At 58.6% G+C, this 14,838-nt stretch carries 15 protein-coding genes; 12 read left to right on the top strand and 3 right to left on the bottom strand.

Translation table 11 applies throughout. The features are described from left to right. Complete coding sequence (gene ugpB, locus AC1DCP_RS09485) at positions 1-1,311, bottom strand: sn-glycerol-3-phosphate ABC transporter substrate-binding protein UgpB (protein WP_025595901.1); 1,311 nt, start codon at positions 1,309-1,311, stop codon at positions 1-3. A gap of 355 nt (positions 1,312-1,666) precedes the next feature. Between ugpB and AC1DCP_RS09480 the strand changes: the two genes are divergently transcribed. The 3 genes from AC1DCP_RS09480 to AC1DCP_RS09470 all read left to right on the top strand — a co-directional run bounded on the left by AC1DCP_RS09480 (position 1,667) and on the right by AC1DCP_RS09470 (position 3,580). Beyond that, positions 1,667-2,773, top strand: a complete 1,107-nt coding sequence (locus AC1DCP_RS09480; protein WP_149915987.1) for a CobW family GTP-binding protein — start codon at positions 1,667-1,669, stop codon at positions 2,771-2,773. Then, entirely contained in the window at positions 2,770-3,048 is a 279-nt protein-coding gene (locus tag AC1DCP_RS09475; protein WP_076845917.1) for a hypothetical protein, read from the top strand. The genes AC1DCP_RS09480 and AC1DCP_RS09475 overlap by 4 nt, the downstream gene beginning before the upstream one ends. A gap of 94 nt (positions 3,049-3,142) precedes the next feature. Further along, on the top strand, positions 3,143-3,580 hold the full coding sequence (locus tag AC1DCP_RS09470; RefSeq protein WP_076845918.1) for a YqaA family protein: 438 nt from the start codon (positions 3,143-3,145) through the stop codon (positions 3,578-3,580). 83 nt (positions 3,581-3,663) lie between these two features. Here AC1DCP_RS09470 and zigA read toward each other — a convergent pair whose 3' ends face one another. Then, the gene (zigA, locus tag AC1DCP_RS09465; RefSeq protein ID WP_003510636.1) at positions 3,664-4,869 is read right to left on the bottom strand and encodes a zinc metallochaperone GTPase ZigA; all 1,206 of its coding nucleotides are present in this window, start codon (positions 4,867-4,869) and stop codon (positions 3,664-3,666) included. A gap of 358 nt (positions 4,870-5,227) precedes the next feature. Here zigA and aztA point away from each other — a divergent pair, with 358 nt between their 5' ends. The 9 genes from aztA to AC1DCP_RS09420 all read left to right on the top strand — a co-directional run bounded on the left by aztA (position 5,228) and on the right by AC1DCP_RS09420 (position 14,510). Next, on the top strand, positions 5,228-6,043 hold the full coding sequence (gene aztA, locus AC1DCP_RS09460; RefSeq protein ID WP_076845920.1) for a zinc ABC transporter ATP-binding protein AztA: 816 nt from the start codon (positions 5,228-5,230) through the stop codon (positions 6,041-6,043). Continuing rightward, complete coding sequence (aztB, locus tag AC1DCP_RS09455; protein WP_003510628.1) at positions 6,036-6,902, top strand: zinc ABC transporter permease AztB; 867 nt, start codon at positions 6,036-6,038, stop codon at positions 6,900-6,902. Before aztA ends, aztB begins: the two co-directional genes overlap by 8 nt. A 30-nt stretch (positions 6,903-6,932) precedes the next feature. Next, on the top strand, positions 6,933-7,916 hold the full coding sequence (gene aztC, locus AC1DCP_RS09450; protein ID WP_065661668.1) for a zinc ABC transporter substrate-binding protein AztC: 984 nt from the start codon (positions 6,933-6,935) through the stop codon (positions 7,914-7,916). Positions 7,917-8,339: 423 nt separating this feature from the next. Continuing rightward, positions 8,340-9,032, top strand: a complete 693-nt coding sequence (locus tag AC1DCP_RS09445) for a FadR/GntR family transcriptional regulator (protein WP_003510624.1) — start codon at positions 8,340-8,342, stop codon at positions 9,030-9,032. Continuing rightward, the gene (locus AC1DCP_RS09440; protein WP_003510623.1) at positions 9,029-10,201 is read left to right on the top strand and encodes a PLP-dependent transferase; all 1,173 of its coding nucleotides are present in this window, start codon (positions 9,029-9,031) and stop codon (positions 10,199-10,201) included. Before AC1DCP_RS09445 ends, AC1DCP_RS09440 begins: the two co-directional genes overlap by 4 nt. Before the next feature lie 37 nt (positions 10,202-10,238). Beyond that, a complete protein-coding gene (locus AC1DCP_RS09435; protein ID WP_476774238.1) occupies positions 10,239-11,498 on the top strand; it encodes an ABC transporter substrate-binding protein in 1,260 nt (419 codons plus the stop codon). Positions 11,499-11,650: 152 nt separating this feature from the next. After that, positions 11,651-12,595, top strand: a complete 945-nt coding sequence (locus tag AC1DCP_RS09430) for a carbohydrate ABC transporter permease (protein ID WP_003510618.1) — start codon at positions 11,651-11,653, stop codon at positions 12,593-12,595. A 3-nt stretch (positions 12,596-12,598) separates the two neighbouring features. Then, complete coding sequence (locus AC1DCP_RS09425; RefSeq protein ID WP_476774237.1) at positions 12,599-13,429, top strand: carbohydrate ABC transporter permease; 831 nt, start codon at positions 12,599-12,601, stop codon at positions 13,427-13,429. Between the two features lie 4 nt (positions 13,430-13,433). Next, complete coding sequence (locus AC1DCP_RS09420; RefSeq protein ID WP_025595914.1) at positions 13,434-14,510, top strand: ABC transporter ATP-binding protein; 1,077 nt, start codon at positions 13,434-13,436, stop codon at positions 14,508-14,510. 10 nt (positions 14,511-14,520) lie between these two features. Here the strand turns inward: AC1DCP_RS09420 and AC1DCP_RS09415 are convergent. Further along, a partial coding sequence (locus AC1DCP_RS09415) for a TOBE domain-containing protein (RefSeq protein WP_476774236.1) occupies positions 14,521-14,838 on the bottom strand: 318 nt, incomplete at its 5' end.

Here is a 14,838-nt window from a genome sequence, read left to right as displayed (position 1 = left end):
TTAGTTGCCGGTTGCCTGCTTGATGGCCGCATCACCGCGCGTGACAATCTTGTCGAGTGCGGATTTCGCGTCCTGCTTGCCGGCCAGCATCGCCTCGAACTCTTCGTTCATGATGTCGCGGACCTGCGGCAGGTTCACGAGGCGCACGCCCTTGGAGTTTTCTGTCGGTGGCTTGCCCATCATCTGCAGAAGTGGCGTTTCGCGGCCGGGATTCTTGTCATAGAAGCCGGATTTCTTGGTTTCCTCATAGGCCGCGATCGTTACCGGCATGTATCCGGAGACCTGATGCAGACGAGACTGGATCTTGGTCTGGGAAAGGAAATGGAAGAACTCGGCCACACCTTTATATTCGGCATCGCTCTTGCCGCCGAAGACCCAGAGGCTCGCGCCACCGGGAATGGTGTTCTGCGGACCATGACCCTCGTAATAGGGAAGCTGGCCGATACCGTAATTCATGCCGGTCTTGATGATATCCCCAAGGCCGCCGGAGGATTCGGTAAGGATGCCGCATTCGCCGGACATGAACAGCTGCTTGGCTTCCGAAGTGCGCCCGCCGTAACGGAAGGTGCCGTCTTTCGCAAGGTCGGCAATGGCCTGGAAGTGTTCGACGAAGAGCGGCGCGTTGACGGCAAGCTTCACATCGGTGCCGCCCAGCCCGTTTTCATTGCTGCCATAGGAGACGTTGTTCCATGCGGCAAAGTTTTCGGTCTGGATCCAGGTCAACCATGTTGAGGTGAATCCGCATTGGGCAGCGCCGCTTGTCTTGATCTTCTTGGCAGCTTCGAAAACCTCCGGCCAGGTCTTCGGCGGATTTGCCGGGTCAAGGCCTGCCTTCTGGAAGGTGTCCTTGTTGTAATACAGGATCGGTGAGGACGAATTATAGGGGAAGGACAGCATGGTGCCGTCAGGCTTGGAATAATAGGCGACGATGCCGGCCAGATATTCGTCCTTGTTGAAGGTGTAGCCGCCCTCCTTCAGTACTTCCGCCACCGGTTTGATTGCGCCGGCAGCACCCATCATCACGCCGGAACCGGCGTCGAAGACCTGAATGATCGCCGGCGGCTGCTTGGCGCGGAAGGCCGCAATGCCGGCATTCAGGGTTTCCGGATAGGTGCCCTTGAAGACGGGCATGATCTTGTAGTTTGTCTGGCTATCGTTGAACTCTTTCGCGAGCGCGTCCACGACCTCGTTATTGGCGCCGGTCATGGCATGCCACCACTGAATTTCCGTCGCGGCGAATGCGTTCGATGTGACAAAAAACGAAAGCGCAGATGCCGCAGCAAGACGGTAGCTGAGTTTTTTCAAGGCGATTCCTCCCATTTTAAAAACAGTAAAAGATACAGCCCCTTATTGCAGCCTATCCTCCTCGATATAGCTGCGGGCGAGCTTTTCTGTATTAGCGGCCTGATTTAAAGCGAACTCTAATGAAAATGCAATAGATGGTGGAACGAAAAAAACGAAAGTGAACGAAACGGTTTTATTATTCCATTTTGGGTCCGCTTTGGTTTTTTCGTGTGCTTGTGGGCATGGCTCGGGACGGGATACCGGAAGCAGTCTGCGGATGCCATGTTCAAGAGCAATTTCTAACAAGAAGTATTGATATGTTATTACATTACGTATTAAATCTCTCCAAGATTTGCTGCTTGAAGGTGCGGATGTGTTCGGAATGAAGCGGAAGAAGGCGGTTGCACCAGAAGACGTCTCGTCCGTCACCCCATCCACCGGAACGGTGCCTGTCACACTGCTTACCGGCTTTCTGGGGGCGGGCAAGACCACGCTTCTGAACGAGCTTCTGAGCGAACCGGAAATGCGTGGTGCCGCCGTCATCGTCAACGAATTCGGTTCGGTGCCCATCGATCACGGCTTGGTCCGCACCGGTTCGGAGCGTTATTTCAGGACCACGACCGGCTGCATCTGCTGCACCGCCACCAGCGATATCCGCACCTCGCTTTACGAGTTGCATCTGGCCTTTCTGGAAGGGTTGGTGCCGGAAATATCGCGTGTCGTCATCGAAACCACTGGCCTTGCCGATCCTGCGCCGATCATCAACAGCCTGATTCCCGGTGGTACGCCTGCCGCCGGCCTGCGCGACCATATCGTCGCCCGCCACTTTCATCTCTCCGGTGTCGTTACTGTTTTCGACATTACCTCCGGCCAGGCGATGCTCGACAGTTTCATCGAGGGCTGGAAACAGCTTGCCTTTGCCGATCACATTGTTTTGACCAAAACCGATCTCACGGACGGGGCGGCGAGGGGCTGTGAGAGCCTCTCCGATCTCAATCCTGCCGCGCGTCTGCATGACCGCAACGCGCGCGACTTCAATCTGATGTCGCTGTTTGCGCCGGCGGATTATTCCTTGCGTAACAAGCCGGAAGACGTAACGGGTTGGCTTGCCGCCGACAGGCTGAGCCTGCATGCGGCGCACGTGCACGATATCAATCGTCATGGTGCGGGGGTCGAGGCGTTCGATTTGACGTTCGAAGGCGCTTTCGATCCGCAGGCGATCGTCACCTTTCTCGAACTCGTCACCAGCAACGTGCATTCCGGCCTGCTGCGGCTCAAGGGAATTTTCGGTGCGACGGATGATCCGGACCGTCCAGTGGTCGCCCATGCCGTGCAGCACCGGCTTTATCCGCTGAGCCGTCTGGAAAGCTGGCCGGATGGCAACCGTGCAACACGTGTTGTCCTCATCGGCATGGATATGCCGCAGCAGCCGATCCGCGATCTTTTTGAGGCATTGGCCTCGCAGGCAGCAAGAAGGGTTTTCCGATGACGGCAAGAGCAAATCCGCTTGCACGCAGCGGCTCTGCGATAGTCTCTAAGGCCCGTCTTGTGAAACACTGGACGCGGGAACTGCTTGCCCTCCGCGAAGACGAGATCGTTTCCGTCAACGAGATTGCCTGCGTACAGCCGGATTGCCCGCCGAAGGAAACGGTAATCCTCGTTTTGTCCGCATCCGGCGAAACCCGGCAATTCTCAGTTCACCAGGCGCTGCTGGATATAGAGCGTGATGATATCGTCAGATCCGTCGCCGCCAATCCGCCGTAAGGCCATCTGTATCGAACGCCGTGGCGCTTGACGACAGGTGCCGTCATCCGGCACTTCAGGAGCAGCGGGATTCGCTAAATGTGAAGGGTACGGAATGGCCGATCTGGCGGTATATGCGGGTTTGTTTCTGACGGCTTTTGTCGCGGCAACCATCCTGCCCATGCAGTCGGAGGCCGCACTTGCCGGCCTGATTATTTTGAAGTCCCAGCCGGTCTGGCTGTTGGTTACTGTTGCCAGTGCCGGCAATGTCGCCGGATCCCTCGCCAACTGGCTGCTCGGCCGTGGCATCGAACGCTTCCGGCATCGGCGGTGGTTTCCTGTGGGGGAAGCCGCGCTGCAACGTGCCCAGAACTGGTACAGGCGTTACGGCAAGTGGTCGCTGCTGCTCAGCTGGGCGCCGCTGATCGGCGATCCGCTGACGGTTGCGGCCGGCATCATGAAGGAGCCGCTGCCGGTTTTTCTTCTGCTTGTTACCATTGCCAAGGTTGGGCGTTATCTCGTGCTGACGCTGGTGACGCTGAATTTTCTTTGAATTGCGTTGCCGATACCTTCTCCCCGACGGGGAGAAGGCGAAAGAGGCATCCACTCGTCAAAAAGGTCGGAGTTGAGAACCAATCAAGCCGCCTGCCGGTCCCAGCTGGCGAAGGGGTCGGGCAGGTGTCGCCATGCGTCCGGGGTGAAGGCATCTGTGTCGATCAGGCACGCATCGAGCTGCGCGCGGATGCGCGCTTCGCTCATGGGATCGGAACCGATGAAGACGATTTCCTGCCGGCGGTCGCCAAAGACCGGGTCGAGATAGGGCTTCATCATGTCGAGGAACTGCTGCTCGCGCGGCCATTGCTCGCTCGGCACGGCGGACCACCAAAGGCCCATCTTGCCGGTGCGCACCAGTGCGCCGGCCTGGCTTATCTCCCCGACATAAGCTGGCCGCGTGGCCAGCCAGAAGAAGCCTTTGGCGCGCACCACACCGGGCCAGGCGCGGTCGATAAAACGTTGGAACAGCACGGGATCGAAAGGCTTCCTGGCGCGGTAAACGAAGGAGCGGATGCCATATTCCTCGGTCTCGGGAATGTGGTCCTTGAAACCGTGCAACTCCTTGAACCACAGCGGGTGTTCTTCGGCCTTGGCGAAATCGAAGCGGCCGGTGCCCAGCACCTCCTTCAGTTCCACCTTGCCGAAATCGGCCTCAATGAGTTTCGCATCCGGGTTCAGCCCGACGATGATCTTGCGGGCGGCGTCCCGCTCATCCGGCGTGGCAGTGCCGATCTTGTTGAGGACGACGACATCGGCAAATTCGATCTGCTCGACCAGGAGGTCTACGATGGTTCGGTTGTCCCCTTCGCCCGCCGTCTCACCACGGTCGGCAAGAAAGTCAGAGGAACCGTAGTCGTTGAGAAGATTGGCGGCATCCACCACCGTCACCATCGTGTCCAGATGCGCGACATCGGAAAGGCTGCGACCGTTTTCATCGCGAAAATCGAAAGTGGCGGCCACTGGCAGCGGCTCGGCAATGCCGGTGGATTCGATCAGCAGATAATCAAACCGGCCCTGCTCGGCGAGCGCGCGTACCTCATTCAGAAGGTCGTCGCGCAGCGTGCAACAGATGCAGCCATTGGTCATTTCCACAAGCTGTTCCTCGGTGCGCGAAAGATTGGCGCCGCCATCTCGCACAAGTGCCGCATCGATATTGATCTCGCTCATGTCGTTAACGATCAACGCGACCCGCAGACCGTCGCGGTTGGCGAGAATATGGTTGAGAAGCGTTGTTTTTCCGGCACCAAGAAAGCCGGAGAGGACAGTGACGGGAAGTTTTTTCGACATGCGGGCCTCGTTTTATTAGCGGTGGTAGCGTGGGAGTCATCGTCGTCACGACTTGCGGTAGAGAACGACGGGGCTAGTGGTCACATCGCTTGTTGCTTGTAACGTAATAACATTACATAAGCGCAGCGTGTCAACTGGCTTTAGAAAAATTGCTTGCCGGATGCTTCCTTCGGCTTGTCCCGGGAATCCAGAACCTGGCACGACCATACCCCCGAGGTGATCCTGGAGGTTTCGTCCAATGTGAGATGGAACCTACCTTTCCGATAGTTAATGTTATTTCATTACATATTCGTTTGACGAATGTAATAACATTACATATGAGGGGGTCATCAAATGACATCATGCCCCGGAGGGATCGATGAACGATCCGTGCCTTGCCTTTAAAAATCTGACACTCGGATATGCCGGCCGCGCGGCGGTGCATCATCTGGATGGCGATATTGCCAAAGGGTCGCTCACGGCGGTGATCGGCGCCAATGGGTCGGGAAAATCGACGCTGATGAAGGGCGTCGCCGGCATTTTGAAGCCACTTGGCGGTGAATGCCGGGTTACTCCAGGCGTTTCCGTCGCCTATCTACCGCAGCAGTCTGAACTCGACCGTTCCTTTCCGGCACAGGTGCGCGATCTGGTCGCGCTTGGTCTCTGGCCCAAACGCGGCCTGCTCGCTCGCCATCGCCAGTCGGACCGGGCGGCCATGGCCCATGTGCTGGAAGCGGTCGGACTTTCTGGCTTTGAAAAACGCAATATCGATTCACTCTCCGGCGGCCAGATGCAACGCGCCCTTTTTGCCCGCGCCATGTTGCAGGATGCGCAACTGATTTTGCTGGATGAGCCCTTCAACGCTGTCGATGAGCGCACCGTCGCCGACCTCATGGTGCTGATCAAAGCATGGGTTGCCGAGGGGCGCACGGTTCTGGCCGTTCTTCATGACTACGAGCTGGTGCGTCAGCATTTTCCACAAACACTTCTGCTTGCCAGACGGTTGGTGGGCTTTGGCCCGACACGGGAGGTTCTAAGGCCCGAAATGATGCAGCAGGCACGACGGTTTCACGAGGCATGGGACGGCGACGCCCCATGGTGCGAACCCGCAGCAGCGACGGTGAACGCCGACCTGGCGGAAAAGCCGCAGGATTTCCCCAAACACCCGCAGGCGCATTCGCATATCCATGTCTGATTTCTTCATCGAGCCATTCATCCAGTATGTCTTCATGCAGCGTGCGCTTGCCGGTGCCTTGATCCTTGCTGTCAGTTGCGGGCCGGTCGGGGTGTTTCTGATGCTGCGCCGCATGAGCCTGACGGGTGATGCCATGTCGCACGCCATTTTGCCGGGGGCGGCGGTGGGCTTTCTGTTTTACGGGTTGGAGATTTTGCCGATGACCATCGGCGGGCTGGTCGTCGGTCTTCTGGTGGCACTGGGTGCCGGTGCGGTTTCGCGCTTCACCATCCAGAAGGAGGACGCCTCGCTTGCAGCCTTTTACCTCATTTCTCTGGCGCTCGGCGTGCTGCTCGTCTCCTGGCGCGGCTCCAGTGTCGATCTCATGCATGTGCTTTTCGGCACGGTGCTGGCACTGAACAATGAAGCGCTCGGCCTCATCGGCGGTATCTGCGTCGTAACGCTGACGGTGATGATGGTTTTCTGGCGCGCGCTGCTGGCGGAATGCCTCGATCCCCTGTTTCTGCGCTCGGTCAGCAACTGGGGGAGCCCCGTGCACTTCCTCTTCCTCGCCATCGTCGTCCTCAATCTGGTCGGCGGGTTTCAGGCGCTCGGAACCCTGCTTTCGGTTGGCCTGATGATGCTGCCCGCTGCCGCCAGCCGCTTCTGGTCCAATCGCGTCGCGCCAATGTGCTTCATCTCGATCGGCATCGGCATGGTCTCGTGTTTTGCAGGCCTGCTTCTGTCCTATCACGCGTCGTTGCCATCAGGTCCGGCGATCATCCTGTCCGCAGGCGTCATCTATGTCCTGTCCATCGTCGTCGGCACACGCGGTGTGCTTCGCGATCTTCTCGGTTCCGGTCGTCACAGAACGGCCTGAAAACAGCGTTTGAAAAAAGGAGAACCCTTCATGTTCCAAACCCTACGTCTTGCTACCTGCGTAAGCCTTCTCTCCCTTTCCCCGGTCCTGATGGCGCAGGCTTCTGCGGCTGAACTCAAGGTCGTGGCCAGCTTCTCGATCATTGCCGACTTCGCGAAGAATGTCGGCGGCAACCGCGTCGAAATCACCACGATCGTCGGACCTGACGGCGACGCGCATGTCTACGAGCCGCGCCCGGCCGACGCCGTTGCTGTCAGCAAGGCGGATGTTGTGCTGGTGAACGGCCTTGCATTCGAAGGCTTCCTGAAGCGGCTGATCGATACCAGCGGCACAAAGGCGCCGGTGGTGGAACTGACCAAGGGCGTGAAACCCCTCAGGATTTCCGACGAGCCAGCCGGTCACGCACATCCGGAAGCCGAGGAAGAGGCGGGTCACGACCACAAGGCAGAGGAAGCGCATGACCATGAGGGACACAATCACGGTGAATTCGATCCGCATGCCTGGCAGTCAATCAAGAATGCGGAAATATACGTGAAGAACATCGCCGGCGCATTTTGCGAGGTCGACAAGGCCGGTTGCGCAACTTACACCGCCAATTCACAGGCCTATATCGCCAAGCTCGCGGCTTTGAACGAGAAGGTGAAGACCGAGATCGCCGCCATTCCGCCGGAAAAACGCAACATCATCACCTCACATGATGCCTTCGGTTATTTCGAGCATGCCTATGGTCTCGAATTCCTGGCGCCGGAAGGTATCTCGACGGATTCCGAAGCGTCTGCCGCCGACGTCGCCAAGCTGGTGGATCAGATCAAGCACGACAACGCCTCGGCGATCTTCGTCGAAAACATCACCGACAAGCGGTTGATGGACCAGATTGCCAAGGAAACCGGCCTGAAAGTTGGCGGAACGCTTTATTCCGACGCGCTCTCGACAGCCGACGGCCCGGCCGCAACCTATATCGATATGGTCAACCACAACATCGATACCATCAAGGCGGCCGTGCTTAGCCAGTAAGAAGACAAAACGGGCGAGGGTGGCACCAGCCACCCTCAGACACCTGACTAACGTATCCCCACACTCGATGTCATCCTCGGGCCCGTTCCGGGGATCCAGTCACGTATCGTAAAATCAATAGCTGGCAGATGCTCGCGATAGGCCCGAGCGCGACGGAGGAGAAGTTTTTTCCTTCTGTCCTAGGCCCCACGGTCGATTGTGCCGTCTCGCAAATTTTGCCCAGCCGGTAAGCCTTCTCCAGCGTTACCAACGCCCAAATCTCTAATTTCCTTCTATTTTTCCCGGAATACGCGGTTCAACAGGGATGTGATCTCCCTGTTTAGGCTGCTTGCGTTCCCCGTTGACAATCGATCAACCGTTTGAAATGGTAAGATGTCAGACCAATTCAAAGGGTAACTCTTGGATAGATCCAGCCGCGAACTAATGCAGCCTATTCCACCCAGCGACCGTGTGCGCCAGGTCGAGGCGGCACTCTCCGATTACGTCGAGAGGGCGGGACTGAAGGCTGGAGATCGGTTGCCGGCCGAGCGAGAGCTGATGGTGGCGCTGGGTGTCGGCCGTTCCACCATTCGCGAGGTCATCCGTAAGTTTCAGGCGCTGGGCGTTATCGACAGCCGCAAGGGCAGCGGCAATTATCTGCTTAAGCCGATTTCCGCCGCAACCGTGCATATGCCTATCTCCATCGATGCCGAAAGCCTGCGCGATGCGTTGTTGATGACGTTGGAAGTCCGGCGTGGCATCGAGGTTGAGGCCTCGATGGCTGCGGCGCGCCGGCGCACGGTGGAGGATATCGCCACGATGGAAGCGCGGCTCGATGAGATGGAGCGGGTGCATCTGGCTGAAGGCACGTCCGGCAAGGCCGACCTTGCCTTCCACCTCTCCATCTATGACGCCACGCATAATTCGCTGTTCAAGCAGCTGCTCGAGCAGATGCGCGAAGGTTTCGAACGTTTCTGGCTGAAGCCTTTCGACCGGCCGGACTTTGCAAGCCGCTCCTTCCCTTTTCACCGCACGCTGTTCAACGCCATCGCCGCCGGCGATGCGGAGACCGCCCGTGAAGAAACACTGAAAATCCTCGCTGTCGTCGAGGAGGATATCAAGGACATGTCGAAATGAACCAAGGCAACGATCTCTTCGATCCCGCCTCTCTGATCGTCGCCCATGACGAGACCCACGCTTTCGAAGCTGTGGTCCCGCCGCTTGTGCAGACTTCGCTTTTCACCTTTTCCAGCTACGACGAAATGGTTTCCACCTATCGCGGCGAAAAGGTGCGGCCGGTCTATACGCGAGGGCTCAACCCGACCGTCAGGATGTTTGAGGAAATGCTGGCAAAGCTTGAGGGCGCGGAAGATGCGCTTGGCTTCGCCAGCGGCATGTCGGCCATTTCCTCCACCGTTCTCTCCTTCGTTTCGCCGGGTGACCGCATCGTCGCGGTGCGCCATGTCTATCCCGATGCGTTTCGCCTGTTTGGCACCTTCATGAAGCGCATGAATGTCGAGGTGGTCTATGTCGACGGCCGCGACGAGGCGGCGGTTGAAAAGGCTATGCCCGGCGCGAAGCTCTTCTACATGGAAAGCCCGACCAGCTGGGTGATGGAGGCCCATGATGTCGGTGCGCTCGCCGCGATCGGCAAGCGCCATGGCGCCGTCACCGTCATCGATAATTCCTGGGCAAGTCCTGTCTTCCAGCAGCCGATCTCGCTCGGTGTCGATCTCGTCGTGCATTCGGCGTCGAAGTATCTCGGCGGGCACAGCGATGTGGTCTCCGGCGTGGTTGCCGGTTCAAAGGCAATGATCGACCGCATTCGTGCAGAGACCTATCCCTATCTCGGTGGCAAGATGTCGCCCTTCGATGCGTGGTTGCTGATCCGCGGCTTGCGCACCCTGCCGCTGCGCATGAGGGCGCATCAGGCATCGGCGTTGGATATTGCCAGCCGCCTGCAGGCGCTCGATGTGGTGGAAAAGGTTTGCCATCCTGGATTGGCGAACCGCCTGCCGCCCGGCCTCAACGGTACGTCTGGCCTGTTTTCCTTCATTTTCAAGGAAGGGGTGGATGTGCGCGCTTTTGCCGACCGCCTCAAACTTTTCAAACTGGGTGTTTCCTGGGGTGGGCATGAAAGCCTGATCGTCCCGGGTGAAGTGGTGCTTGAACAGAAGGCGCAGCCAAACTCCGCCCACACGTTCGGCATCAGCGCGCGTTCCGTGCGCCTGCATGTCGGACTGGAGGGCACAGAAGCGCTCTGGAACGATCTCGAACCCGCGATCAAGGCGGCCTCGGCCGTCTGACGCGTCTCAAAACTGACGACAAAAAGGGGAGAACGACATGAAAAAACTGGTAGCAGCAGCAATCTTTACCGCCCTGATGACCGGAACGGCGCTGGCGGATACGACCTTGAAACTGGTCGAGGTCATTACAAGTCCCGAACGGACGGAAACGCTGAAGGGCATCGTCTCGAAGTTCGAAACTGCCAATCCCGGCACCAAGGTGGAGATCATCTCGCTGCCCTGGAGCGAGGCCTTCCAGAAATTCGCCACGATGGTCTCCGCCGGAGATGTGCCTGATGTCATGGAAATGCCTGACACCTGGCTTTCGCTTTATGCCAATAACGGCATGCTCGAAAGTCTCGAACCCTACCTCGCCAAATGGGAATACACCAAGGGTCTGAGTGAACGCACGCTGGAACTCGGCCGTGATGTGAAGAACACGGCCTATATGCTTCCCTACGGCTTTTATCTCCGGGCCATGTTCTACAACAAGAAACTGCTGGAACAGGCTGGCGTGAAGGAGCCGCCGAAGACGCTCGACGAATTCGCCGATGCCTCCAAGAAGGTCGCAGCACTTCCCGGCAAATACGGTTATTGCCTGCGTGGCGGGCCGGGCGGACTTAACGGCTGGGTCATGTTCGGCGCGTCCATGGCGGGATCGAACGAGTTCTTCACCAAGGACGGCACCTCCACCTTTGACAGCCCTGGCTGGGTGAAGGGCCTGACCTATGTGATCGATCTCTACAAGAACGGGTTGGCGCCGAAAGACAGCGTCAACTGGGGCTTCAACGAGATCGTCGCGGGCTTTTATTCCGGCACCTGCGCCTTCCTCGATCAGGATCCGGACGCCCTTATCGCCATTGCCCAGCGCATGAAGCCGGAAGATTTCGGCGTCATGACCATGCCGAAGGGACCTGAGGGCAAGAGCTTCCCGACCATCGGTTTCGCCGGCTGGTCGATCATGTCGGCATCCGCCAACAAGGACCTCTCCTGGAAACTGGTCGAGACGCTGGAAGGGCCGGAAGGCAATATCGAGTGGAACAAGAAGACGGGTGCGCTGCCGGTGCACAAGTCGGCGGAGAAGGACCCCTTCTACGCCAGCGAGCAGTTCAAGGGCTGGTTCGACGAACTGGCGGACAAGAACGCCGTGCCGACGAAGATGCCGACCTATCTTGAGGAATTCGCATTCTTCAAGGATTCGCTTGTTATCAAGACATCGCAGGAAGCGCTTCTTGGTGATATCTCACCGGAAGACCTCGCCAAGCAATGGGCTGACTATATGACGAAGGCGCAGCAGAAGTTCCTCGCCTCCAAATAAACCACACGGTTGGCCGCGCGAGATTTGAACCCGCGCGGCCGTTCTTGCGGGCTGTCACAAACGGCAGGCCCCATTTCAAAACGTGCGGACCGGCTGGCCAGAAGCGTTAGAAAAACCTGTCCGCCCCGCCGTCCGATCAGGAGCGATCAATCATGTCCTATGCCCATGGCGCCGGACCCGTGGCCGCGCGCAACCGCGCCGGCAAGCCGGCAATGCAGCGTTTTGCCGACTGGGCCGAACCCTGGCTCTATAGTGCGCCGGTTCTCGTGCTCATTGTTGCCGTCATGCTGGTGCCGCTGGTGCTCGGCCTGTCCTATGCGTTTCGTGACGTGCAGCTGCTCAATCCTTTTTCCGGCGGTTTCGTTGGCTTGAAACATCTGGAGGCACTGTCGCAGGATGCGGCCTTTTACCGGGCGCTGAAAAATACGCTGTGGTGGACGGGGGCTTCGGTATTCCTGCAGTTTTTCTTCGGTCTCATTTTGGCGCTGCTGCTGGACAAGCCGTTCGCGGGCAGGGGGCTGGCCCAGGCGCTGGTGTTTCTTCCATGGGCCGTGCCAACCTTTCTTGCCGGTCTCAACTGGGCGTGGCTGTTCAATCCGGTCATAGGACCGCTGCCGCACTGGATGGTCTCGCTCGGGCTTCTCTCCGCGCCCAACAATATTCTTGCCGATCCGCAGCTTGCCATGTGGGGGCCGATCATCGCCAATGTCTGGTGGGGCATTCCTTTCTTCGCCATCACATTGCTTGCCGCACTTCAGGCGATCCCGCGTGATCTTTACGAGGCCGCTTCCATTGACGGGGCAAACCCGTTGCAGCGCTTCACCTCCATCACCCTCCCATTTCTCGCACCCACCATCGCCATCACCGTTTTGCTGCGCACCGTCTGGATCGCCAATTTTGCCGATCTCATCATCGTCATGACCAATGGCGGACCGGCAGACCGCACCCAGATCGTTGCGAGCTACATCTTCACGCAGGCCTTCCGGCGGCTCGATTTCGGTTATGCCTCGGCCATCGCGCTGGTACTTCTGGTGCTGCTTCTGGCCTATTCCATGCTCATCGTGCTCCTGCGCCAACGCCTTATCGAGAAGGACTGACCGATGACATCAAGGATATTCCTCACCCTTGCCCATCGCCTGGCGATCCTCGCCTATATCGTCTTTGCGCTGTTTCCGCTGTTCTGGCTGCTCAAGGTCTCGGTCACGCCGAATGACCTGCTTTATAGCGAAGGCGTGCGAATGTGGCCGTCGCACGCGGCGCTCGATCATTATCGATATGTCATAGAAAACAGTGCCTTCCCGACATTTTTTAAGAACAGCGTCATCGTTGCCGGCTCCACGGCACTTGCCGTTACGGTGCTCTCGTCACTGTCCGGTTATGCGCTGTCGCGGTTCCGCTTCAAGGGCAAATACTGGATCGTGGCGCTGATGCTGATTACCCAGATGTTTCCGCTGGTCATGCTGGTCGCGCCGATCTTCAAGATGCTGTCGCCGCTCGGCCTCACCAATAGCCTGACGGGTCTCGTCATCGTCTACACCGCCTTCAACGTGCCGTTTGCCACTTTCCTAATGCAGTCATTCTTCGACGGTATTCCCAAGGATCTGGAAGAGGCGGCGATGATCGACGGGGCAAGCCGCTTCACGGCATTCCGCCAGATCATCCTGCCGCTGACATTGCCGGGCATCGCTGCGACGCTGGGCTTCGTCTTCACCGCCGCGTGGAGCGAGTTGCTGTTTGCGCTGATGCTGATTTCGGGCAACCAGAGCGCCACATTCCCGGTCGGGCTGTTGACCTTCGTTTCAAAATTTTCCGTCGATTTCGGGCAGATGATGGCGGCGGGTGTTCTGGCGCTCATTCCGGCCTGTCTCTTCTTCCTGCTCATTCAACGTTATCTCGTGCAGGGCCTGACGGCCGGCGCGGTGAAAGGATAATCCCATGGCTTCCATCGAGCTGAAGAATGTCGGCAAGACCTATGGCGACCTTGCGGTCCTGCACGGGGTCGATCTGAAGATCGAGGACGGCGAATTCATCGTCCTCGTCGGCCCATCCGGCTGCGGAAAATCGACACTGCTGCGAATGATTGCCGGTCTGGAGGAGATTTCAGCGGGCGAATTGACCATCGACGGTGAGCGCGTCAACGACCGCAAGCCGAAGGACCGGGATATCGCCATGGTGTTCCAGTCCTATGCGCTTTATCCGCATATGAGCGTCGCCGACAATATGAGCTACAGCCTGCGCCTGCGCCGCAGCACCAAGGAAACAATCGCGGCGGCCGTGGCCGGTGCTTCGGCGAAACTCGGTCTCGATCCCTATCTGGCGCGCCGTCCGAAAGCGCTTTCCGGCGGCCAGCGCCAGCGCGTCGCCATGGGCAGGGCCATCGTGCGCCAGCCTAAGGCTTTTCTGTTCGATGAGCCACTCTCCAACCTCGATGCACGGCTTCGCGAGCAGATGCGGGCCGAAATCAAGCGCATGCATGCTGATCTCGGCGCCACCTCGGTTTATGTCACCCATGACCAGATCGAGGCGATGACGCTAGCATCCCGTATCGTCGCGATGAATGCCGGCCATGTGCAGCAGATCGGCGCACCGCTCGATCTCTACGATCGCCCAGCCAATCTGTTCGTCGCTGGTTTTATCGGTTCGCCGGGCATGAATTTTCTGGAAGGACGGCTCGGGCGTGAGAATGGCGGTAGTTTCGTCGTGCTCGGCGATGGCACACGCCTCGAACTCGGCCGCGACGTGAAGCTTGCCGATGGTGAGCCGGTCACACTCGGTATCCGGCCGGAACATGTCACCGTCTCGCCTGCGGATGGTGCTGTCGAGGCGACCGTCGATCTCGTCGAGCCGACGGGTCTCGGCATCATCCTGCACCTGACCGTGCATGGATTGCCCTTCAAGCTGTTTTCGTCTGATCGGGCGCTGTTGCAGCCGGGCAAGTCCATGCGGGTCGGTTTCCCGCAGGAACGGCTTCATGTTTTTGACCGAAACGGTGTCAGGATCGACGAGGCCTGAACTTAAGGCGTCATATCGCGATGCCCTTGTCATCGAACCTGTGGATTTTGGCATCATCTGGTGTGATGAAGACGGTATCGCCGTGTTTGCATTCGAATTCACCGTCGGTTCTGGCGGTGATGGGGCCGATGCCGGGGACGTCGAGGTGGAGGAAGGTGTCGGAGCCGAGATGTTCGGCGACCGTGACCTTGCCCTGCCACAGGCCGGTTTCTTTCGACAGCGTCAGGTGCTCGGGCCGCACGCCGGCGGTGGTCGCACCCTTTTGCCGGGCGTAGTCGCCGGTCACCAGGTTCATGCGCGGCGAGCCGATGAAGCCGGCGACGAAGAG

It is taken from the genome of Agrobacterium sp. 10T429, from assembly GCF_056393925.1.
This window is presented reverse-complemented; position numbering and strand designations above follow the sequence as displayed.